Genomic DNA, 21,517 nt, shown 5'->3' on the forward strand with positions numbered 1-21,517 from the left:
TTTGCGCCACAGTCGCAGTGATTATTAGCAAAGCTATCAGAGTGCTAATGTACTGGCTTCTTGGCTTAACGTCTACTGATGCGCGCAGGCAGCGTTGGGCGCAGCTTGGTAGTCCGCGTTTCGCGCAGCGATTTCGTTTCCATCGGGACAAATGGCAATGGGTGAAAGTATTGTGAGTATTTGGAAAAAAGACATGTCATTAGTGGGGTTAAATGCCTCTTCAGCCAATACATTGGTCGCGCATTTGGGTATTGAATACACCGCATTTGACGATAACAGCTTAACGGGCACCATGCCGGTGGCCCCGTACACGCATCAGCCGCTGGGTATGCTCCATGGCGGGGCGTCTGTCGTGCTCGCGGAAACATTGGGCTCCTTGGCGGCGAACATGTGTGTGCCGGAAGGAAAGTACTGCGTCGGGTTGGACATCAATGCGAATCATCTGCGTGCGATGCGAGAAGGCACGGTGACTGGCGTGGCGACCCCTGTGCATCTCGGCGCAACTACGCAGGTGTGGAATATCACCATCCAGGATGAACGAGGCCGAGATGTGTGCGTGAGCCGGCTTACGATGGCGGTGCTTAGCGATAAACGCGCCGATAAGCCTTTGGAGGAACGCGCTAATGGTGGTTGATATCGAGCAAGGTAAGTTGATCGTGACCGCCCATGAGGTGGTGATCAAATTGCCCGCAATGAAATTGAGCATGCAGGTGCAATCCGACTCGCTACAGATTATCGCCGACGCCAATGTGCTGGTGGCCGATGCCGGTGATGTCCGTTGGTCACTGCCGTTAAGTGCACAACATATTGCGTTAATTTCAGATATGACGGGCATCCAACCTCAGTAGTCGCCTCACCAACACCGTGCAAGTGGTCACGACCACTGGCACGGTTTGTTTGATGCGCCGTTAGCTGTGCGAGGCGGTCACTTCGTAGCTGGTAAACTTGCGCACGTTGATCACGCCCGTATCAAATATCAGATACTGACCTTTAATGCCTTGCAACACTCCACCCACTTCCGGATTTTTATCAAAATTGTGTGAGTTTATCTTGGTAGGGTGTTCAGTGACAGGGTAACTAAAGCTTAGGGCATCTAGCTCGGCGGGCAGCACGGCATCGCTACCATATTGCAGGCGAATATCAGCGAGATCTGACTCAATGGCTTGGGTCAGACGCGTTGCTTCGGCATGGAGATCAAGCTGAGCATTATCGCCTTTTAAAAGAGCACGCCAATTGGTTTTATCCGCCACATGTTGCGCCATCGCGACTTCAACTAGCCCGGAAATCTGGCGCGTTTTCACCTGAAACAGAGGGAGCGCTTGCGTGGCACCTTGATCATGCCAACGTGTGGGCATTTGGTTGGCGCGGGTAATACCCACCTTCAATCCCGAGGTGTTGGCAAGATAGACAATATGATCGGTCATACAAAATTGCTCGCCCCACTCGGGTTCGCGACAGGTACCTTGTGCATAGTGACAGGTTTCCGGTTTCATAATACACATGTCGCAGCGGGCGAGTTTTTTCATACAGGGGTAGCAGTGACCTTGCGAATAGCTTTTCTTGGTTTTTCGCCCACAGGCATCGCAAAAGATATTGCCAGTGTGGGTCAGGGTTAGTGTTTGTCCAAGGAGAGGGTTGAGATGCAGTTCTTCGTCACCGACACGCAGAAAGTACTGTACCTCTGTGCCGGCTTCTGTGCGCATCTTATCTAAGGTTCCAATCACGACATTGCTCATTCTAGTTTTAGTAAGAGCGGCAAGTTTAGCAAATGGGAGAGAGCGGAGTAAGGCAGAGAGGAAAACAGGCAAGCGGCAACCTGCCTGTCTCGAAAACGGATTAGCCGAGGCGAGCTTCTAGGCTTTTTTGCGTGTCTGTGGTGTGCTCACGATAAAGCGTAACCGAGACCACTAAGAGATCTTTCTTGGTATCTTCACTAACCTGTTCGATCACGAAATAATCTGCTTCTTCTTTTTCCACCCCGCGTTCGGCCAGGCGTAAGACATCTTCTTGAATATTGCCTTGTATCTCTACGTTGGCCGTTTCTTCAAAGTCGCCAAAATCGAGTGTGGATTTGGCGATAAGTTCAGGTGCAGCAGAGGCGTGGAATGATAAAAAAGAAAGAAAAAAGAGCGCGATAGAAAGACGTTTTTTCATAGTGCATCAGGTATGTGGGTGAATGTACTAACAACCTACTACGGCGCGAGAGTGTGGTTGTCAGCGTGATGTTAGAAACGCAACATCGATGCCTATCGTGTTGCGTCCTCGATGTCGTCGCTAAATACGTCGTTGTCACTGCGCGCATCTTGGCCGTGAAGCACGCCAATATCACCGAGATAATCGGCTAATAAATCGTCATCGGTCGGGATGACTTGATGTTGTAAGCTATCCATTTTTTCTCCTTGGGTGACTTCAACAGTCCATATGAAGGGAGGCTAACGACCCTTTATGTCATCACCATGACAATGTGCTAGCCTCTCGCAATCTTTTGGGGAGGTCAATCGCTTTTAGCGCTCATTGGCTTTAAACGTCGCCACCACCGGGCAGTGATCGCTAAGTCGATAGTTCATCACCTTGTGATAGGCAAAATGATGCTGAAAGCTGTATTGCCACCGAGAAGCCAGTGATTCAGACACCAAAATATGATCGACCAAACGGCTATACATCACTTGATTCCATGTTTGGGTGCGCCAGTTGTAGCGTCTCGCTTTGCACCGTGCACGCACGCTTTGGGTGACATTAACAATATCGGGTGGGGCGGAGGTATTTTCAAGGAGGGCTTGGCGAAATTGTTGCCAATAGGGATCCTGTTTATCACTGATATAGCGATTGAAGTCGCCAGCAATGAGAATGTTTTTATCACCATGTTCAAGCACCCAATCGGCTAACACACTGAATTGCTTGCGCAGTTTGTTGCAACTTCGTGAGGCTTGGGTTTGTTTGAAACACCCAGATTTCAGGTGTATCGATAGAATATGTATTGGTGCTTGATTAGGCGGCGTAACTACTAAATAGGTGCCATATCGCAGTGATGGGACGCCAAAAAAACCCGGCAGCGCGATTTGACGCAGATCGTTAGGATCCTCCACCTTCCAACCTTTGCGCACGGCAATCCCGGTGAGCTGCTGGCTTTGGGATCGTGCTTTAAGTTCTGCATAGCGGTCGGAAAAATAGACAGTATAATCCTCCGCGGGAACGACGCGTGCCAGCGCCTCAGGACTATCAACCTCCTGAAAAGCCAACACATCGGGAGCGAGTTGAACAAAGATCGACGACAGCTGTTGATAATCATCTTGATGACGGATGCCTGCCCGCTGATCGTCCTTTAAGGTCAGCCACTCAAAATTCCATGTTGCCACTGTCAGCCCATAGCTAGGGGCTGAAAATATTCCGACAAGCACGAGCAGGCCTAAAACTCGAAGTACGATGGTGGATACCTCATTATTACGCGTTTCTCTGTGATCCTACTGGAAATGTTGGGCATGCACTGGCGCATTGTAGCACTTTGCGGAGAACCTTTGATTTTAACTGATAACTATCATAACGAAGATCAGTGAGATTGCGGCACAGATAGGCATTTAGTTCGCCTGACGAAGGTTATTCGAGACTTCGATGATCTGTGTCAACACAATGAATCCCCTAATTGCTATCTAATGCCACATCTTGTGTTTTTATTTTATTGTATATCCTATATATGGTGTGGAGGGCATATGCCAGCGGTAATTAAACGCGATGGAACGCGCGTCCCATTTGATGCAGTTCGAATCGTCCAGGCGGTGACTTGTGCACGCGAGTCAGCGCAGTCGATGCGTGATGCTGAGCAATGTCAACTGAGCGACGATGAGATCCGACGGTTAGCCGATACGATTGCGACGCAGTTTGCTGGCGATGCCGAAGTGGATATCGATCATATCCAATATGCCGTTGAAGATGTGCTGATGGCTGGGCCGCACAAAGCGGTGGCGCGCGCCTATATTGAGTACCGTCATGATAGAGATATCGCCCGTGAGCGCCGTGGCCGTTTGAATCATGAAGTACAAGGGCTGGTAGGGCAAACTAACACTGAATTGCTGCACGAAAACGCTAACAAAGACAGTAAAGTGATCCCGACGCAACGCGACTTGCTTGCGGGAATTGTGGCCAAACACTACGCCAAACAACATATGCTGCCCAGTGCCGTAGTAAGAGCCCATGAGTCAGGTGAAATTCACTATCACGATTTGGACTATTCGCCTTTCTTCCCGATGTTCAACTGCATGCTCATTGACTTGGCTGGCATGCTGCAAAAAGGCTTTAAGATGGGCAATGCGGAAATTGCGCCGCCCAAATCTATCGCCACCGCCACCGCGGTGACCGCCCAAATCATCGCGCAAGTCGCCAGCCATATATACGGTGGCACCACCATTAACCGCATTGATGAAGTGCTGGCACCCTATGTGGAAGCCAGTTATCAAAAGCACTTACTGGTCGCGCGTGAGTGGGCAATTAAGGAGCCTGAAGCGTATGCACGTGCGCGCGCCGACAAAGAGTGTTTTGATGCCTTTCAATCGTTGGAGTATGAGGTTAACACCTTACATACCGCCAACGGACAGACTCCCTTTGTGACCTTTGGCTTGGGGCTCGGTGAATCCTGGGCGGCGCGTGCGGTGCAACGTGCGATTTTAGCCAATCGCATTGCGGGTCTGGGGGAGAATCGCAAAACAGCGGTATTCCCGAAACTCGTGTTCTGTATCCGAGAGGGCTTAAACCGTCGGGCCGATGATCCCAATTACGATATCAAGCAATTGGCGCTCGAGTGTGCGTCTAAACGCATGTATCCCGATATTCTTAACTATGACCAAGTGGTATCCGTCACCGGATCCTTTAAAACCCCAATGGGGTGTCGCAGCTTTTTAAGTGCTTATGAACAAGACGGTGTACTGGTGCATGAAGGCCGAAACAATTTAGGGGTTGTGAGTGTAAACCTGCCGCGTTTGGCCATTGAAGCGGAAGGAGATGAGGAAGAGTTCTATGCCCGCCTAGATGCGACACTAAACCTTGCGCGCCAAGCACTCGATACCCGGATTGCTCGCTTTAAAGGCGTGAAAGCGCGGGTGGCACCGATTTTATATATGGAAGGTGCATGTGGTATCCGCTTGAACCCAGACGATGATGTCAGCGAGATTTTTAAACACGGACGTGCGTCCATTTCGCTCGGCTACATTGGCCTGCACGAGACCATCAATGCGCTGTACGGTAGCGCGCCGCACATCTACGACAGCGTGGTGAAACAAAAGAAAGCCAAGGCGATTGTGGCTTATCTTCACGATGCCACTGAGCGTTGGAAAGCCGAAACAGGCTATGGGTTTAGTTTGTACAGCACCCCAAGTGAAAACTTGTGCAGTCGTTTTTGTCAGCTCGATACCCAGGCGTTTGGCGTGATTGAGGGCGTGACAGATAAAGGCTATTACACCAACAGTTTCCATTTGGATGTGGAAAAGCAGGTGACGCCTTACGATAAAATCGATTTTGAGATGGATTACCCACGCTTAGCCAATGGCGGCTTTATTTGCTACGGGGAATACCCCAACATTCAACACAACTTAGAAGCGTTAGAGAACGTTTGGGACTACAGCTACGATCGCGTGCCTTATTATGGGACCAACACGCCTATAGACGAGTGCTACGAGTGCGGGTTTACCGGTGAATTTGATTGTACGAGCAAAGGCTTTACCTGTCCTGCGTGTGGCAATCACGATCCGGCACGTGTGTCAGTGACACGACGTGTGTGCGGCTATTTAGGCAGCCCTGATACGCGACCTTTTAATCCGGGCAAACAACAAGAAGTGATTCGCCGTGTGAAACACATGTAGGGGGAAGACGTGAATTATCACCAATACCTTCCGGTTGATGTGGTTAACGGGCCTGGCACACGTTGTACCTTGTTTGTGTCGGGGTGCGAACATCAATGTCGTGGTTGTTACAACAAAGCCACCTGGCCGCTGAACAGCGGCCATCCTTTCACTGACCTGATGCAAGAGCAGATTGTTCAAGATTTACTCGATTCACGGATCCCGCGCCGAGGATTATCATTAAGTGGCGGTGATCCGCTTCATCCTGCCAATATCGACAGTGTAAAAGAATTGTTACAAGAGGTGGTCAGCCGCGCGCCGAGCAAAGACATTTGGCTGTGGACAGGCTATACATTGGCAGAATTGTCATCAAAACAGCGAGATGTTGTGGATCTGGTTGATGTATTAATTGACGGCAAGTTTATCCAAGATGAGGCTGATCCTCATTTGGTGTGGCGGGGAAGTGCCAATCAATGCGTACACTTTCTGTCCGAGCGAGCCCGAAAAGGGTAAGAGAATCATGGTTAAGAGGTTGCCAATTTCCCCGCATGGGGTAGGGTATAGCGTATCTTGAGCATCCAAGCTTAAAAGGACGTAATACTATGTTAGATCTGCTCTCGCCTGCTCAGCAGGATCCGATTCTCTCCTTATCATTGGCGTATCGTGACGATCCACGCGAGCATAAAATGGACTTGGGCATTGGCGTTTATCGTGACAGTCACGGTCAAACGCCGATCATGCAAGCGGTTAAAGCGGCGCAACAATCACTGGCACAAAGCCAACAAACCAAAGCCTATGTTGGGCTGGCAGGTAATGAAAATTTCAACCAAGCCATGGTTGATCTTCTGCTCAAAGGGACAGATGCTTATGATCGCTGCGCTGCGGTACAAACACCAGGCGCAAGTGGTGCGCTGCGTATGCTGGCCGATTTGATGAACTTGGCTAAGCCGGTGACCACGGTATGGCTGACTGATCCTAGCTATGTGAATCACAAACCTGTCATGGAAGCGGCGGGCCTGACGGTAAAATTCTATCCCTATTTTAATCGCGACACCAAAATGGTGGATACCGATGCCATGCTTAACGCCTTGTCACAGGCCGGTGCGGACGATGTGGTCTTGTTACACGGTTGCTGCCATAACCCCACGGGGGCTGATATCAGCTTGAAAGAATGGGAAGCGATTACCGAGCTTGCAAACCGTAATGGCTTTACACCGTTTGTTGATATTGCCTACCAGGGCTTTGGCGATGGAGTAGAGGAAGATGCGCGTGGTTTGCGTATTCTCGCCGATAACGTTGAGGAAATGTTGATTGCTACCTCGTGCTCTAAGAGCTTTGGCTTGTATCGAGAACGCACTGGCGCGGCGATTGTGGTGGGTAAATCCGCCAAAGAAGCCCAAAACGCCAAAGGGCGTATTTTGCAGCTGGCGCGAAGCACCTACACCATGCCACCCGATCACGGCGCCGCGATTGTTGAAACCATCCTCACCGACGACGCTCTCACCAAACAGTGGCGTGATGAAATTGAGGCAATGAATACTCGGATTAACGCATTGCGTGAAGGGCTGACAGCAGCACTGCGCGACCGCACGGGCGATGGTTATTTTGATTTTATTCAGCACCACCGTGGCATGTTCTCCGTCTTGGGGTTAACAGGAGAGCAAGTCGCTACGTTGCGCGACAAACACGGCGTGTATGCAGTCGGTGATAGCCGGATTAACATTGCCGGCCTAGCAGAACGACACATTGATAGGCTGGCCGATGCGCTGGTGGATGTGACTCGTTAGGTCATTGGTCAGGTAGAAGTATTCTCATAGGCTCGTCATACTTTGGTAAGACGGGCTTTTTTTATAACTGTGCACACATAATGTGATGTTCCCCCACGCTTTTTTTACAACATTAGAGTTTGGTGTCTTATACTCGTGTCCCGAAGCTGGAGACAAATAGGGAATGTTCATGCAGACTACTCGATCACCGGTTGCCACCATACAAGGCCGATACAGTATCGGATTGATCGTATTTATACTGATTGCGACGATCCTGACGATATTTAGCATTCAGACATGGATTGCTCCAACGCTAAAAAAAGAGGGAGAAGAAAGGCTTAAGCTGAGCCTGAATGAAGTTGGGCGTGATATTACCTTTGCACTGCGTGAGGTCAAAGCGCAGCAACGGGCTATTACGCAACTAATTCCAACGTTAACCAGCGCCCAAATCGATACCCAGTTACCGCACCTGATTGATCAGTACGGCAACCCTTTGGTATTCGGGGGCGGTATATGGCCGCTGCCTAACAAACGTCTCGCAGGCGTTGATCGCGCCTCCACCTTTTATCATCGTGATGAAAGTGGGCAACTGGTTGAGAATACCTACTGGAATAGTGACGAGGCCCCGAATTATTACACCCAACCTTGGCACCGTGCGGGCCAAAATGCCCCTCAGGGAGAATGTGTTTGGGCTAATGCGTACAAAGATGGAGCGAGTGCGCAGCCTCGTACTAACTGCGCCATGGGAATTTATCAACAAGGTGACTTATACGGTGTGGCCACCATTGATGTCACGCTTGGCTTTTTTAATCAATTGGTCGCCGAGAAGCAAAAGGCATTAGATGCCAAGATTGCTATTGTGGAATCTGATGGAAAGATCCTTAGCCAAAGCCGCGGGGGCTTCACGCGTGATGATGTACTTAAATCGGTGTCAGGTTTTAACACGCCTTTTGCCAAAGCCATTGAGACAGCCTTGAATCAACAAACGCAACGTGTGACTTTTCAAGGTAAAAGCCAAGAGCAAACCTTATTGTTGTCGCCAGTCCCTGGTACGCCCTGGACGCTCGTCGTGGCTAAACCAACCTCGGCACTCACGGCGCTGAGCGATAAAATGCTCACTACCCTTGCTTGGATCCAGTTACCCTTGATTGGCCTATTGCTCGTGATCATGCTCATTGCCTTTAAGCGACTTCATAGCCGCTTTGAGACGTTTAAGCACAACGTGGATAGTTTATCTTCAGGCGATGCGGATCTCACACTACGCTTGCCAATTAAAGGTAATGATGAGCTTGATAATATTTCTCACTCAGTGAATGATTTCATCGCGTACTTGCAAGATTTAGTACAGAAAGTGATGAGCGCAAATCAAACCTGCTCCAACTATGTTGAGCAAATTGCTCATGACGCCAGCCAAACACTATCGACGTTAGAGGCTCATGTGCGAGAAACCGAAGGCGTGGCTACCGCGATTAATCAGCTGAGTGCCTCTGCCTCTGATGTGGCGGAAAACGTGAATCAAAGCCATGATGTCACGCGTCAGATGCAATCAGAAGCGCAGCAAGCACGTGAAGAGACACAGGCATCGACACGCAGTGTTATAGCACTCGTCGATAACGTTGAAACCAGTGAGGAAAAAGTCGCGCAAATGCGAGAGCATGCTACCGCGATTGAATCCATTCTCGGTGTGATTGGTGATATTGCTGAACAGACTAACTTGCTTGCCTTGAATGCGGCGATTGAAGCGGCTCGGGCGGGTGAGCAAGGGCGTGGTTTTGCGGTCGTTGCGGATGAGGTAAGAAACTTAGCCTCGCGGACACAACAGAGCACGGGTGAAGTTGATAAGATGTTGGCACAGGTAAGCGAGGCTGTGACACAGGCTAGTCAATCCATGCAAAATACTCGAGAGCAGTGCGTCTCATCCTCAGAGCGGAGCCAACAGGTTGAACAGAGGATCGACACCATGACCCAATCGGTGACGCAGGTTGACGAACTCAGTACGCAAATCGCCACGGCGGCCACCGAGCAAAGCCAAGTCACTGAGGATATCAGCCAAACCATGACGTCTATCCGTGATATCGTTGCCAAACTGCATCAACACGGACAAACCACCGAGCAACGAGCACACGATTTACAAGCTGCAAATACGGCGCTGCAACAACTAGTGGGGCAATTTAAAGTCTAGTATATCTTTGCCAAAGGGGACGAATGCCCCTTTGGCATATGACGTGTTGTCATGTCACGAGTTGTATTAACGTTTGTTTTTGAGGTAACGCTTACGACGGGCCTCTTTTTTAGCGGCTTTTTCTTGTTCTCGGCGGGCGTTGTCTTCTTCAACCTGTACCAGCTCGGTTTCAATCATATCCGGTTTCTCTAAAGTGAGGCCACCTAGCGCACCGGTGCGTAAGTCGTGCAAAAGCACTTCTGAGGCTTTATGGAGGTCAACCCGTCCACCCGCGCGCAAACAACCGCGTTTGGCACCAATCGCTTCCATTAACTCAATGTCTGTTTCGGGTAATGCATCAAGCTGATAGCGTTCTTTAAGCCGCTCGGGATAGGCGCTCGCCAAGTATTCCACGGTATAAAAGGCGACTTCGTCATAATCCATTGCCGTGTCTTTAACGGCACCGGTTGCCGCGAGACGAAAACCGCTGTGTGGGTTCTCAACCTTTGGCCACAAAATCCCCGGCGTATCAGAGAGCACGACGCCGTTTTGCAGGTTGATCCGCTGTTGTTGGCGCGTCACCGCCGGTTGGTTGCCGGTTTTTGCTATCACTCGGCCAGCAAGGCTATTAATGATGGTGGACTTGCCGACGTTGGGGATCCCCATGATCATTGAGCGAATGTTTTTTCCCATGGTTTCCCGATGCGGTGCCAGTGCGCGGCAGCGATCCATAATCTGGTTCACTTCATGCGGGTGCGAGGTAGTAATTGCCATCGCTGACACACCCTGTTCTTGCTCTAGGTGCGCCATCCACATTTCGGTCATCGCCGGATCGGCTAGATCGCGTTTATTCAGTACCTTGATCACTGGCTTTTCACCACGAAGCGTGCGGATCAGGGGATTTTCGCTACTAAACGGAATGCGCGCGTCGAGCACCTCGATGATTACGTCGATCTTAGGGACGACCTCTTCGATCTCCTTGCGAGCTTTATGCATATGCCCAGGAAACCACTGGATTTTGTTGTTAACCATGTTTGTACAACCTTGCTGATGCCAGTGCGCCAACACGATACCAGTCAGTGGCGCAAGAATGGCGCGCATCATACCACTTAATCAGAGGGATGAGAAAAGCGAGGGGTCCTGGATTATCGATGACAACGCGCGGTATCGAAATAGCCACTCTCACCTAATACCGCCATTTCGCACCTAATTACCCATTAAATTATGTGACTCCTATCACGTTTATAGTGACTGGGTCATTCAATGGTGGCTACCCAACGTGGTTTCTGATGGCCGTACTCGATTAAACTATCTCTCACTACTATCAGGAGGTTAAACGTGACTCGTCATCAAAAATCACATGCCTTTCTGCTAGTGCCTCAAAGGCAGCAAGATTTTTCAATTATCATGAACGTGTCGGCATCTTCGGCGAAATAAATTCTAAAAATAGCTGCGGAATCTCGGCTACAACAAAATCAAAAGGGAGGGGGCCGTGGCCCTACGTCGCAACGAAGAACCATTTAATTATTCACATGACTATCCTAAGAAGTGGTTTCGTATTATTAAGCTTTGGTTCCATTTGAAGGCAGTTTGGCGATGGTTTCGCGTACAAAAGCCGATGACTAAACTGATAGGATATCAATATAAAGTTGCAGATGATCTCATAGAGATCGATATCACCTACCAGTGTAACTTGAAATGCAACAACTGTAACCGCTCTTCAGCACAAGCCCCAGATAAAACACATATAGGGCTAGATGATATATCTCAGTTTGTTGAGGATAGTTTGAATCAAGGTAAACGCTGGAGGAAGATACGCGTGTTAGGTGGAGAGCCAACACTACATCCTCAGTTCAGCGAGATTCTTTCGGAGTTGTATCGCCTAAAGCTAGCTCATCCTTCTATGACTATTCAGCTTGTGACTAACGGCTATGGCCGTCGCGTTAATAAAGTGATATCAATGCTTCCAGAATGGTTGAGTATTGAAAACTCAGAGAAAACGGATTCTGTTCAACCAGACTTTGGTCCATTTAACTTAGCTCCAGTTGATAGTTGGTATCATAAGTATAGTGAATTCTCAAATGGCTGTGATATCGCACAGACTTGTGGCGCAGGCCTTACGCCTCAAGGTTATTATCCATGTGCGGTTGCTGGTGGCATTGACCGAGTGTTAAACCAAAAGAATGGGCGACAGCGTTTGCCTGCAAGCGATGATGAAATGCGTGATCTCATGAAGCATGCTTGCGGCCTATGTGGCCGATTCCGAGATGGGCATTACGTTCCGCCCAAACTACGGCCTCAAATACTAGAGCAGCGCACGTCAATTTCATGGAAGAAGATTTATCAAGAGTGGGAAAGTGAAAAAAACCGTTAGAAATACTATCAATAGGTAGCAAAAGTGGATGAGTGGCATATTGTTGGTAATGGCCCCGGTGACTTAGTACTCAAGAAGGATGAGAAAGTTATCCGATTTAATCAACCTTTGACCATCGCTTCAAGCGCTGACTTGTTGATTACCAATAGTAAGTTGGCAGGCATCGAGACAGGCGTTCTTGTCCAAGGCGAAGTACCAAGCAAACTATTTTGTAAAAAGCTAGAAGCAAATGAGAAGGAATTGGAGAGCCTATTGGGGTGTAAACCTTCAATTGGTCTGCTCACTCTCAAGACAATGCTGGAATTTGGTGTCACGATAAATGTTAGTAGGATGACTTTGCTGCCTTCACTAGAGAGGCCCCTAGATTATAATAAACGGAAAGCGCTACCGGCGGCATACCATAATTGGCTGGGAGAACGGCGTCTCGCATCTGGTTGGATGGACAAATTAAATTGGCCAGGCTTTGAAATGAAGCTAGCGCGTCATGACAAAGTGAATGGCGCAACAATCATTCGACACTGCTTCAAGCTTCAGTCGTTGCCAAGCTTACCAAAAGAAGAAGCGACTCAATTATTGAAAGGCCTATCTGAGGTTAAGCCTATGACATGGTTGGAGCACATTGATTCTTCGACCTTAAAGACCTTAGAGTCACTATTTTTTGTTTTAAGGGGGAGTTGCATCTCCCCAAACTGGTGGCTTTACGATAACGAATTGTCTACTGTGGTAAACCGTCTTCAAAAAAATCTGGCTTTGGCTCAACAAGCTCTACTCTTCTCCGAGAAAGTGAAGGCATAGATATAATTTCTTGAACCATTTGGTTATTGCGCTCTTTTTCATCCCGGTCCTGCTTTCTGCGCATGTGCCAATAGGTGTAGCCTGTATCTAAGTAAATAGGGGCTTTTGCGAGTTCGGCCATAGGTAACATGGTTAAATAATCTGTAGCCGAATCGAACCACTCAGAGCTGTCTTTATGTTTGTAATATTCCTCAGGGACTTGATCAAACAATGCTTTGGTGAAGACTCTTAGGTGGCTCCATACATTCGCACCGGCAGCAAGCCTAGGACTAGTATAATCCGGCTGGTATAAATGCAGTGGTTTATTAGGGCGGAACATAGGCATCTGAATTAAGTCTGCCCCCTGTTTCTTAGCAGCATACAAAGCATCAACAACATTGGGTTGCATTAAGCAGTCATCTTGGTCTAACACTGCAACTAGTGTGCTAGGATCTTGGCAGATTTCTTTTATTGCCAATATGAAATTTGGCATTCTCCCAGTATTAGAGCTATGCCTTACTAAGGTGGTTTTAGCTTGTAGTTCATCCAACAACATTGGATAACACCAGTTATGAGCGGCGCCACTTGCATCGTCAATAAGGACAATACCAAAATTTTGATTTGTCTGACTCCGCAAAGACTCTAGGCAGCGTCTTAGCAGGGCATGGTCTGTGTACCTACCTTTCAACAAAAAAACGACTTTTTCGCGCCTTTGCTCATATTGCCAATGATTGCCGGGTACCCAATCAAACTCCTCATGTTGCTTTGTTGGCTCTTTTCCCTGGGCAATTAGATCTCTCGCTAATGAAAGTTCAGAAAAGTGTTTGTGCTCGTTTCTAGGATGAACGTAGTAACTTCGTGGATCGCCACCACGTACAGCACGAAGTCCTTTATATTTCATTGCTTGTTGTAGTGCACGATGCCAGGTGAGAGTAAACTTGCCTTCGTCCAAAGGATTATCAATTGGTAGTTGATTGCGAATCTTAGCAAGATCTAAGAGTCCGAAACGGACTTCGGGAGCAAATTCGCCTGGTTCCCCTTTATAAGGATTGAAACTAGAGCTGCTTTTTGGAATATTGAAGCCAACGGTAAGCACATCCTCAGGCTCACAGGCGTAAATCATGTCGGCGATATAATCATGGCTCCAATTTCGGCGACCAATAAGCACGTCTAAATCGCATTGCAGTACATATCGAGTCGTAACTTGGTCAAATCCCCAGAGCTGAGGGAATAAGGGAGCATTTTGAATGGTATGTGTTTCTCCGCAATCAGATTGCGCAAACCATTTTTCATATGTTGTATTTATGGTTGTTGCGCTTTTAGGGGAAACTAGCACTGAGTCAATTAGTCCATCGTCTCTCAGATTTTCGGCTTGTTCAATAACGGAGGCTAGGTTTGGGTTTGAATACTGGCGTAAAAATTGTCCCTCGTGAGGATCAATCAGAAGAATTTTTTTAGCGAAATTAACTGGGTAGCGCAGCTGCGTCACGATATGCAGTACTTGGTCAGTAAGTACTTCTGCATCTTGTGCGCAGGCTTTAATCATTAGAGTTACTGCATCGATCTTAAATGAGGCCATCGGGGTTAGTGCTTGGCAAGGTTCGACGCATTGTGGATGAAGCTCTGTGATCAACTTTTGGTAAAACTGCTCGAATCCGGGAAGGCTTATTAAAGCATCATCTTGTCTTCGCCAACTTCGTCGACGCACGAGTTCTTCGTCAGCATTGGCGAGTATTCCAATAGAATAGAGGCGGGCGCACATATCCCGAAAGTGTGAAGAGGTTAGAGGCTGTATATCCTTTCCGATATCAATATATTCCAAGTCTCCTTGTGGAGTGATAATTAAGTTATCTCGCTTGATGTTGAGAGTGCAAAATCCAGCGCGATAGAGTTTTTTTAGGTAATCTACAATGGATTTTTCGGAAAGCTTCTCATTAGTTAATGTATTACTTTGGAAGAAGGTGGTGTACTGCCAAAGTCCATCACACTTTCTCCAAGTCACCGTCGGAATAGGAACGTCTTTTTCAGCCAGTAAGGTTCTCAGGCTTCGGACTTCGGTATCAGAAATAGCCCATGGGTAAAACTCCTTAACTACTTGATTATGCTGTAGCCAAACCGCCCCTTCCATACCAACACCAAGCAGATGACGATTGGTCGACAATAGAGTGCTCCATTTTCTTGCAACATAGGCAAGCCTTTTTCTCTGCTCTCGCCAAACTTCGTTAGACTTATTTTTCTTTGTATCTTCTCCATCAATAGAGTAAATGGCATAAATAGGATAAGAACAAACGGCTACCTTGGAAGGATTTAGCATTAATAGTTTAGTGACCAACCAGTGGTCTTCTGCGCTTCTGATGTTTGGGTACCTGATACCCAGGTTGGTCTTCAGTAATAGGTTGCATGAAGGGAGCTCGCGTTGTTGCTTGGCAGAAGCAAAATCATCGATAAATCTCGCCAAACTTAAATGATTACAGAGCTCGTTTGGATTTGCGATATTGTTATTTTGGAGAATCACACCTTCTTTTCTCAGCTTATTGCTTCCCAGAGCCGCTACTTTATCTGTATTGCAAACAGCGTCCCAAAGCCCTTGTAGGCTATCTTTAGCAAATAGTTCATCGTCAGCGTCCAATCTTGCAACCCATTGTACACATGCTTGTGTATCTGCCCAGTCTAAGAGAAGGTTGCGTGCCCTAGCTGGTGAACCGCACTCCGCTTGCAAGAGGGTAACAGCTGGATGGTGAAGTAAAGCACTTACTTCTGATCGCCAACTTATATCTGAGCTATCGTCCAGTACAACGATGCGCGCAACCTGCTTTTGAGTGAGACGCTGATTTATAGCGCTATTAAGTGCTCGAATGAGATCTTGTGGTTGGTTTTTGTGGGCAATGGCGATTACTACTTCAGCACAATCAAATTCTGTTGAGGAAGTGTGTACAACTTGCAAATTACGATCGCATAAGATCTTAGTGTATTTAATGGGAGCACGTGGGTGAAAGTTAGCCATTGATACTCTCCAGAAGTTTTATTTCGTCTAATATATCGTTCTTGGAAAGTGCAAACAGCTCTGTAGCGCGTTCGAAATAAATATCCATCTCACTTTGTGACATTTTCCCTCCATGAAGTTTTAGAAACTGCGCACAGCCGTGCAGTTTCTGTTTGGAGCCAGGGGCTGATAGCGCTTCGTGTGATTGATTGCACATCCAATCAACGGTCGCCAAATTGGTATAGCGAATGATGGCCAAGCCTGACTCCAAAACTCGAATCGCAAAATCCTTATCATTTCCACTGATTAAGCCGTCAGTGAAACCACCAATTTTGGTAGCAAGCCCAGTCTTAATAAAGGTATTTGAGCCTTGCCATCCTGGGTTACCAACTAGAAAGTCACTGGCCTCAAGATCTTTGGGAATATTAGTAGCGACCGTTTTGTTATTAATCTTCACATTGATACCAGACAGAACGATATCTGCCGTTCCTTCTTCGCTGCTAAGTAGACAAGAAGATAGATGCTCTGGCTGCCAAACATCATCATCATCGATGATAGCGATATAGCTGTTTGGAAAGTTATCAGAGATATAGTTGATACCGGTATTCCAACTGCCAGCGGCGCCGGACGCACGTGAATTGACCAACACATGCAGCGGAATACTTTTGAGTTCAGAGCGAAGGTTCTCTACTTCATGCCGATCTAGTGAGCGTGTATCTGATACGAGCACAACAGCTTTAGGTTGGCATGTTTGACTGGTGACAGAACGAAGCGCATGCGCAGAAACAAGTGAAAGCCTGGGCGTTGTAGCGATAAGCACAATGACATTGTTCATTATTGGGACTTTGATTGATGATTGACCTGATTATAATAAACAAGCTGATGAATAATGCCTCGGTCAACAGCTGGTAATTCATGGTAACCCATGTTTTGATTTTGGCGATGTGAAACACTGAGGAATCCCCGGGCGGGCGCATGAGTGTTCATTTTTCAACCATCGCCGGTATGCCTGCGGCTAAAACCTTCTCTAAGAAGCTGGGATTCATGAGACAGCGCTTCTGTTTGGCCACCAAGCTGATCTTGGTCGGCTCAGCCCGTACCATGTTTGAGGCCATGTGTCGCAGACAGGCAACATTCGCTGCGCCATTGTCTTTATAAATTTGGCAGGCGTCTTCACCCATGTTGACATCTAACACCCAGTGCATGGATTCAATGCCCCAATGCGAGCGGATGGCACGGCTTGCCTCATCGGCAGTCAGTGATTTTGAGCTGATATAGTAACGATACTCCAGCGACATCGGACGCTCTTTTTCAACACGCAAAGACTCAACCATGACAAGGCTTTGTAGTGATGGCCAACGAGTAAAGTCGCCTGATAAACATTCTTTATCAATTATATAGCACTGGAGCGACTCAGTACGACCGTGGCCATGCTCAAACACAACATCGTCATTGAAGGTTCGGCGCTGCTCACTGAATGCCGCAGTGATCGCGTTCGCTAACTTGCCTTGATTTTGTTTCACCGCTAATAAGTAATCGCCACCCTGCTCAAGAATCGTCTTGGCAATCGTTGTTTGGCAGGCCATGGCATCGATGGTGACCAGCGCACCACGTAAGTCGAGCAGACGGATTAACTCAGGAATAGCACTGATTTCATTGCTCTTTTCGTCGGTCTTGAGTTGACCTAGCACCAGATGGTTTTCACTGGCATACGCACTGACCATATGGATCGTACTGCTTCTATCTTCACGGTTGTACGAGCCTTTTAGGGTTTTGCCGTCGATCGCGACCACCTGACCATCCGTCATTTGGTGGACGGCTTTCATCCAATCGATAAAGCAGGCTTGAAAGACGCTCGGTTCAATCGTGGAAATGGCACGTGCGATAATATCGTCGGCAGGAATACCGTCTTTAAACATACCGTTACGCTTAAACCACTCATGGTGCCCTAGGATGTATTCTCGAATCTCGTACCATCCTTTCGACCCCGCAATCACCGCGCACAATGAAGCAAAAAGCAGGTCGAATAGCGGGTAGGTTATCTTGGCACTCTGGCGATTATCATCAACGGCGCTGAAGTAGTCTTTAAATGTATCGATATCCACGGTATCTATCCCGAACTATTTTAGAATCGGCCTATATGGTCACAGCCAGAGGTGATCGTCAAACCGATCCTTTTTTGGTCAAAAAACGTTCGCGATCTCGCCCTGGGCAATGAGGTGCGTGAATTAATGGCTGAATTCATGAATTTTCCGCCTATTGCTGTTGTTTTCCCTGATGAAGAAGATGGACCGACGAGTTCAACGGTCAGCTGGGTGGATGAAGCGCAGTTGAGAGAAAAGCTGAGCGATTCGTTGCCGGTTGACAATCTTATGATATGGCTGAGGGAACACTATCCGCATTTACCGAACGCAGCGTTATTAAGACTTTACCATGAACTTGTGCAAGAGCCTCAATGGGAAAGCACGTTAGGGCCACACTCGAATACTACAGCGTTAAACACCGTCGTCGTTACTTATTACCCTCATAAAATCAGAGTATTATAAACATATACTTTTAGGTATAAAATTAACTAGAGCGAGCGCATGAGTTAGCGGAATTTTGATTTTAACGTTCTGACAATTCGATGTACTTACCAATAAATAAGTAACCGCGCAATAATAAAAAATCTACCAGCAATGATTAATTAAAGCAGGCCGTTATTCATGTGGTATTAATACTTAATTATAACTTAAAAAGCAACTCACGCGCTCGCTCTATCAAATTAACTCTATTAAAACCTACTGCGAGGTAGCGTCATCTTTGATACTAAACGAGAAAAGCGCTTTAGCTGTACGTATTTTGTAATCGATGCTTCCCTCGTAACGCACAGAAACGGTAACAATGTAATCGCCAGAGCCTTCAATGGCATCATCGCTGTTCATACCAACACGCATTTTCCCGTCCATTACATAAGCAACAAGACCTGTTCTTTTATCGTTCTTATCAAGTACGACGTAGTTTGAATCAGTATTAGATACCTCTATGCCATTAAGTAACGTGATCGGATTATCAGCGTTGTCTATGAATAGATCAGTTAAGTCTGCTTCGAAGAAAGTAACCGGACTGATAACTCTGTGACCGTTTGTGAGATTTAATGCATTAAACTTTCCTTGTATTGATTCAAAAACGTCGGAGTTGACAGAGGGGTCTGATGAGTCTGGAAGTTTATCCTCCGTAACTGTTTCACCGTCTACGGTCATGCGATAGTTCGGATCGGATATTTTATCATCAGAAATCTTTTCAACGGCGTTTTTTGCGTCCAATACGAAGTCACGTGGATTTGATTGATATTTGTCTGGGCTTTTAGCTTTAGAGTCTGCCAAGATTTGAGCTGTCTTATGAAGCTTATTATCTCCGTTATCAATAAAGTCAACGTATAAATCTGAATCCGAAGGAAGACTTAGCGCTCCCTGAATCGAATCAATTGCTGTATCTACATCCGTCTTGTCATTCTCCATCTTTAATACTATAAGATCCGTCAATGGCGATATCACTGCCGCACCTTCAGTTGTATGAAGTGTATATTCGTTATCGAGTGGCATTGAAGGACGATCTGAGTCGGTTGTGTAAACCGTTTCATATTTTCTATCCATACCTGCAAGCACTTTTTGTGCAGGCTCTCCAAGAACTAAAGTTTGTAGAGACAGTTTTTCAGAAGGTGTGTTGTCGAGCGTCAATGTACCAGATTCATCGGTTAAACCCATAAACTCAGAGGGATCACTAAATCCACTTTTGTTATCCTTTTCGATGTAAACAACCGCATTTTGCAGATATCCATCAAAGCCAGTTACTGTATAACCTGATGACGAAGTGTTTGACGACGAGCTATCGCTATCTAAGTCACAACCGGTTAAAAATGCAATCACTGATATAGCTAATACTGTTTTTTTCATAATAAAAAATTCCATTAATGATAAGGCGTGACAGCTTGATATATGACAGAGCTATGATCAAATATGTTGCTCAGCTTTCTCAGGCTTTTCATGCTTATTTCTCTCCGTTTCGCGAATACCGTCACGGAATTTTACTCCTTTGATGCCGTCCACGAGTTGTTTAAATTCTTTCAGTTTTCGCTAACTGGCTTCGGTTGTTCTCATCAGTTGGCAGGCGACTGAGAGCGTGGTTTTCGGATGTCCTACTGTTCTTATGTGATGACAATGCACACCTTGATGAAGAATTGGTCAAGGTAAACGCGATGAACAAAGTCATAAGACTCGATATGCCTGTTAGTCACATAGAGGTAAGTGGTGGGATAATTTTCACGGAATTAGAGCGGTAGGTGATTGATTTGACCAATAATGCCTCGGTCAACTGTTAGTTATTCATGGTAATCACGTTTTGATTTGGCGATGTGAAGCATATGACTAACAGGAGTTGACCTTCTCTCATTCGTTTGATCATGATTGTTGCACTTATTATCTACATTCAGGTAGTAGCCAATGATATGTCTTACTAAATAATAACTACGTATCTTTCTTTCTTGGGCTTAATTGCTTATCACACCATTTTTCAATAGAGGGTGCGGATAAGGTGAACAGGCCAACGATCATGGCGATGGCGCAGATTACATAGATAGCTGTCATTGCAACCCTCCTTATTGGTTAACTTTAGTATACTCCTTGTTTCGCCTTTCCTCGGCCTCAAGTGCCGAGGATTGCCGTATTTTTAGGTTAGGTCGATGAAGATGGTTTGGTATCCGTATCAAACTGCTTGATCAGGACCGAGGTGTCGCAACGGCCATAGCCGCGCGCTTGTAACTTGTTGTACTGTTGATCCACCTGCTCGGTTAAGGGAAGGTTCACGCCTAATTTGGCGGCTTCTTCTAAACAGAAGCCCAAGTCTTTACGCATCCAATCAATCGCAAAGCCAAAATCAAAACTGTCTTCCGCCATGGTCAAAGCACGGTTTTCCATCTGCCAAGAGCCTGCGGCTCCATGCTTAATGGCATTGAGCATCTTTTCGATATCGAGATCAGCGGATTGCGCGAAGGTGAGTGCCTCGGATAAGCCTTGTAAGACGCCGGCAATACATATTTGGTTGGCCATTTTACAGCGCTGGCCACTGCCATACGAGCCTATATGCTGGATGGCACTGGCATAGACGTTCATGACGGGTTCAACGTTACTGAACACAGTCGGGTTGCCACCGACCATAATGGTGAGTGCGCCTTTTTCCGCACCGGCTTGGCCGCCTGAGACGGGGGCATCGAGAAAGCTCAGGCCTTGACGCTCGCATACTTGTGCCAACTCAAGGGCTAGCTCGGCAGAGGTGGTGGTGTGATCGACCAGCGTACTGCCTTTTTTCATATTGGCTAACACACCAATATCGCCATACACCACACTGCGTACGTCATCATCGTTTCCCACGCACATAAAGACGATGTCAGCATCAGCCACGGCTTCGGCTGGCGTTATTCCATATGTGCCTGAATAGGTGTCGCACCAAGCTTCGGCTTTGCCGGTGGTGCGGTTATAGACGCAAGTTGGGTAGCCGTGGCGCTGAAGGTGCCCAGCCATTGGAAAGCCCATCACGCCTAGGCCAATAAAGGCCACCTTGATATTGTTAACTTGCATGGTCATCTTGCTTCCT

The 21,517-nt window shown here is 47.2% G+C and carries 19 protein-coding genes; 9 read left to right on the forward strand and 10 right to left on the reverse strand.

Annotated elements, in window-relative coordinates:
* Positions 1 to 172 precede the first annotated feature (172 nt).
* Together FCN78_RS13245 and FCN78_RS13250 are read left to right on the forward strand one after the other, a co-directional pair.
* Complete coding sequence (locus FCN78_RS13245; RefSeq protein ID WP_077659263.1) at positions 173 to 634, forward strand: hotdog fold thioesterase; 462 nt, start codon at positions 173 to 175, stop codon at positions 632 to 634.
* Positions 624 to 848: a DUF3389 family protein gene (locus FCN78_RS13250; RefSeq protein WP_069362948.1), complete on the forward strand. Its 225-nt coding sequence runs from the start codon at positions 624 to 626 to the stop codon at positions 846 to 848. The genes FCN78_RS13245 and FCN78_RS13250 overlap by 11 nt, the downstream gene beginning before the upstream one ends.
* 60 nt (positions 849 to 908) lie before the next feature.
* On the opposite strand, the gene FCN78_RS13255 is transcribed toward FCN78_RS13250, so the two are convergent.
* The 4 genes from FCN78_RS13255 to FCN78_RS13265 form a co-directional block, all read right to left on the reverse strand.
* Complete coding sequence (locus FCN78_RS13255) at positions 909 to 1,736, reverse strand: DUF2797 domain-containing protein (RefSeq protein WP_077659214.1); 828 nt, start codon at positions 1,734 to 1,736, stop codon at positions 909 to 911.
* Between the two features lie 100 nt (positions 1,737 to 1,836).
* Positions 1,837 to 2,154 (reverse strand): hypothetical protein, encoded by a 318-nt coding sequence (locus FCN78_RS13260; protein ID WP_077458880.1) that lies wholly within the window; start codon positions 2,152 to 2,154, stop codon positions 1,837 to 1,839.
* A 92-nt stretch (positions 2,155 to 2,246) separates the two neighbouring features.
* Positions 2,247 to 2,390 carry a hypothetical protein gene (locus FCN78_RS15885; protein ID WP_155522534.1) on the reverse strand — a complete coding sequence of 48 codons (144 nt, stop codon included), beginning with the start codon at positions 2,388 to 2,390 and terminating at the stop codon, positions 2,247 to 2,249.
* A 114-nt stretch (positions 2,391 to 2,504) separates the two neighbouring features.
* Complete coding sequence (locus FCN78_RS13265; RefSeq protein ID WP_158014699.1) at positions 2,505 to 3,356, reverse strand: endonuclease/exonuclease/phosphatase family protein; 852 nt, start codon at positions 3,354 to 3,356, stop codon at positions 2,505 to 2,507.
* A gap of 351 nt (positions 3,357 to 3,707) precedes the next feature.
* On the opposite strand from FCN78_RS13265, the gene nrdD reads away from it, so the two are divergent.
* From nrdD to FCN78_RS13285, 4 genes are all read left to right on the forward strand, one after another.
* Positions 3,708 to 5,849 (forward strand): anaerobic ribonucleoside-triphosphate reductase, encoded by a 2,142-nt coding sequence (gene nrdD, locus FCN78_RS13270; protein WP_077650795.1) that lies wholly within the window; start codon positions 3,708 to 3,710, stop codon positions 5,847 to 5,849.
* A 9-nt stretch (positions 5,850 to 5,858) separates the two neighbouring features.
* Positions 5,859 to 6,341: an anaerobic ribonucleoside-triphosphate reductase-activating protein gene (nrdG, locus tag FCN78_RS13275; protein ID WP_069362953.1), complete on the forward strand. Its 483-nt coding sequence runs from the start codon at positions 5,859 to 5,861 to the stop codon at positions 6,339 to 6,341.
* Positions 6,342 to 6,430: 89 nt separating this feature from the next.
* Positions 6,431 to 7,615, forward strand: a complete 1,185-nt coding sequence (locus FCN78_RS13280; protein ID WP_069362954.1) for an amino acid aminotransferase — start codon at positions 6,431 to 6,433, stop codon at positions 7,613 to 7,615.
* Between the two features lie 169 nt (positions 7,616 to 7,784).
* A complete protein-coding gene (locus FCN78_RS13285; RefSeq protein WP_077659216.1) occupies positions 7,785 to 9,776 on the forward strand; it encodes a methyl-accepting chemotaxis protein in 1,992 nt (663 codons plus the stop codon).
* 66 nt (positions 9,777 to 9,842) lie between these two features.
* Here the strand turns inward: FCN78_RS13285 and ylqF are convergent, their stop codons facing one another.
* Positions 9,843 to 10,787, reverse strand: a complete 945-nt coding sequence (gene ylqF / locus FCN78_RS13290) for a ribosome biogenesis GTPase YlqF (protein WP_069363153.1) — start codon at positions 10,785 to 10,787, stop codon at positions 9,843 to 9,845.
* 460 nt (positions 10,788 to 11,247) lie between these two features.
* Here ylqF and FCN78_RS13295 point away from each other — a divergent pair, with 460 nt between their 5' ends.
* Positions 11,248 to 12,129 carry a radical SAM protein gene (locus FCN78_RS13295; protein WP_077659217.1) on the forward strand — a complete coding sequence of 294 codons (882 nt, stop codon included), beginning with the start codon at positions 11,248 to 11,250 and terminating at the stop codon, positions 12,127 to 12,129.
* A 24-nt stretch (positions 12,130 to 12,153) separates the two neighbouring features.
* A complete protein-coding gene (locus tag FCN78_RS13300) occupies positions 12,154 to 12,924 on the forward strand; it encodes a hypothetical protein (protein WP_077659218.1) in 771 nt (256 codons plus the stop codon).
* Here FCN78_RS13300 and FCN78_RS13305 read toward each other — a convergent pair.
* From FCN78_RS13305 to FCN78_RS13315, 3 genes are all read right to left on the reverse strand, one after another.
* Entirely contained in the window at positions 12,845 to 15,907 is a 3,063-nt protein-coding gene (locus FCN78_RS13305; RefSeq protein WP_077659219.1) for a glycosyltransferase family 2 protein, read from the reverse strand. The genes FCN78_RS13300 and FCN78_RS13305 overlap by 80 nt on opposite strands.
* Complete coding sequence (locus FCN78_RS13310) at positions 15,900 to 16,721, reverse strand: glycosyltransferase family 2 protein (protein WP_077659220.1); 822 nt, start codon at positions 16,719 to 16,721, stop codon at positions 15,900 to 15,902. Before FCN78_RS13310 ends, FCN78_RS13305 begins: the two co-directional genes overlap by 8 nt.
* Before the next feature lie 148 nt (positions 16,722 to 16,869).
* Complete coding sequence (locus FCN78_RS13315; protein ID WP_077659221.1) at positions 16,870 to 17,991, reverse strand: ISAs1 family transposase; 1,122 nt, start codon at positions 17,989 to 17,991, stop codon at positions 16,870 to 16,872.
* A gap of 51 nt (positions 17,992 to 18,042) precedes the next feature.
* Between FCN78_RS13315 and FCN78_RS13320 the strand changes: the two genes are divergently transcribed.
* A complete protein-coding gene (locus FCN78_RS13320; protein WP_131825568.1) occupies positions 18,043 to 18,432 on the forward strand; it encodes a hypothetical protein in 390 nt (129 codons plus the stop codon).
* 234 nt (positions 18,433 to 18,666) lie between these two features.
* On the opposite strand, the gene FCN78_RS13325 is transcribed toward FCN78_RS13320, so the two are convergent.
* Both FCN78_RS13325 and FCN78_RS13330 read right to left on the reverse strand, forming a co-directional pair.
* The gene (locus FCN78_RS13325; RefSeq protein WP_077659223.1) at positions 18,667 to 19,821 is read right to left on the reverse strand and encodes a hypothetical protein; all 1,155 of its coding nucleotides are present in this window, start codon (positions 19,819 to 19,821) and stop codon (positions 18,667 to 18,669) included.
* Positions 19,822 to 20,598: 777 nt separating this feature from the next.
* Complete coding sequence (locus tag FCN78_RS13330) at positions 20,599 to 21,507, reverse strand: NAD(P)-dependent oxidoreductase (protein ID WP_412458341.1); 909 nt, start codon at positions 21,505 to 21,507, stop codon at positions 20,599 to 20,601.
* Positions 21,508 to 21,517 lie beyond the last annotated feature (10 nt).

It is taken from the genome of Salinivibrio kushneri, assembly GCF_005280275.1.
Taxonomy (GTDB): Bacteria; Pseudomonadota; Gammaproteobacteria; order Enterobacterales; family Vibrionaceae; genus Salinivibrio; species Salinivibrio kushneri.

Coding starts and splice junctions, on each gene's coding strand:
- FCN78_RS13250 (WP_069362948.1), top strand. CDS start 624: ATGGTGGTTGATATCGAGCAAGGTAAGTTGATCGTGACCGCCCATGAG.
- FCN78_RS13255 (WP_077659214.1), bottom strand. CDS start 1,736: ATGAGCAATGTCGTGATTGGAACCTTAGATAAGATGCGCACAGAAGCC.
- FCN78_RS13260 (WP_077458880.1), bottom strand. CDS start 2,154: ATGAAAAAACGTCTTTCTATCGCGCTCTTTTTTCTTTCTTTTTTATCA.
- FCN78_RS15885 (WP_155522534.1), bottom strand. CDS start 2,390: ATGGATAGCTTACAACATCAAGTCATCCCGACCGATGACGATTTATTA.
- nrdD (WP_077650795.1), top strand. CDS start 3,708: ATGCCAGCGGTAATTAAACGCGATGGAACGCGCGTCCCATTTGATGCA.
- FCN78_RS13280 (WP_069362954.1), top strand. CDS start 6,431: ATGTTAGATCTGCTCTCGCCTGCTCAGCAGGATCCGATTCTCTCCTTA.
- FCN78_RS13285 (WP_077659216.1), top strand. CDS start 7,785: ATGCAGACTACTCGATCACCGGTTGCCACCATACAAGGCCGATACAGT.
- ylqF (WP_069363153.1), bottom strand. CDS start 10,787: ATGGTTAACAACAAAATCCAGTGGTTTCCTGGGCATATGCATAAAGCT.
- FCN78_RS13305 (WP_077659219.1), bottom strand. CDS start 15,907: ATGGCTAACTTTCACCCACGTGCTCCCATTAAATACACTAAGATCTTA.
- FCN78_RS13310 (WP_077659220.1), bottom strand. CDS start 16,721: ATGAACAATGTCATTGTGCTTATCGCTACAACGCCCAGGCTTTCACTT.
- FCN78_RS13325 (WP_077659223.1), bottom strand. CDS start 19,821: ATGAAAAAAACAGTATTAGCTATATCAGTGATTGCATTTTTAACCGGT.
- FCN78_RS13330 (WP_412458341.1), bottom strand. CDS start 21,507: ATGACCATGCAAGTTAACAATATCAAGGTGGCCTTTATTGGCCTAGGC.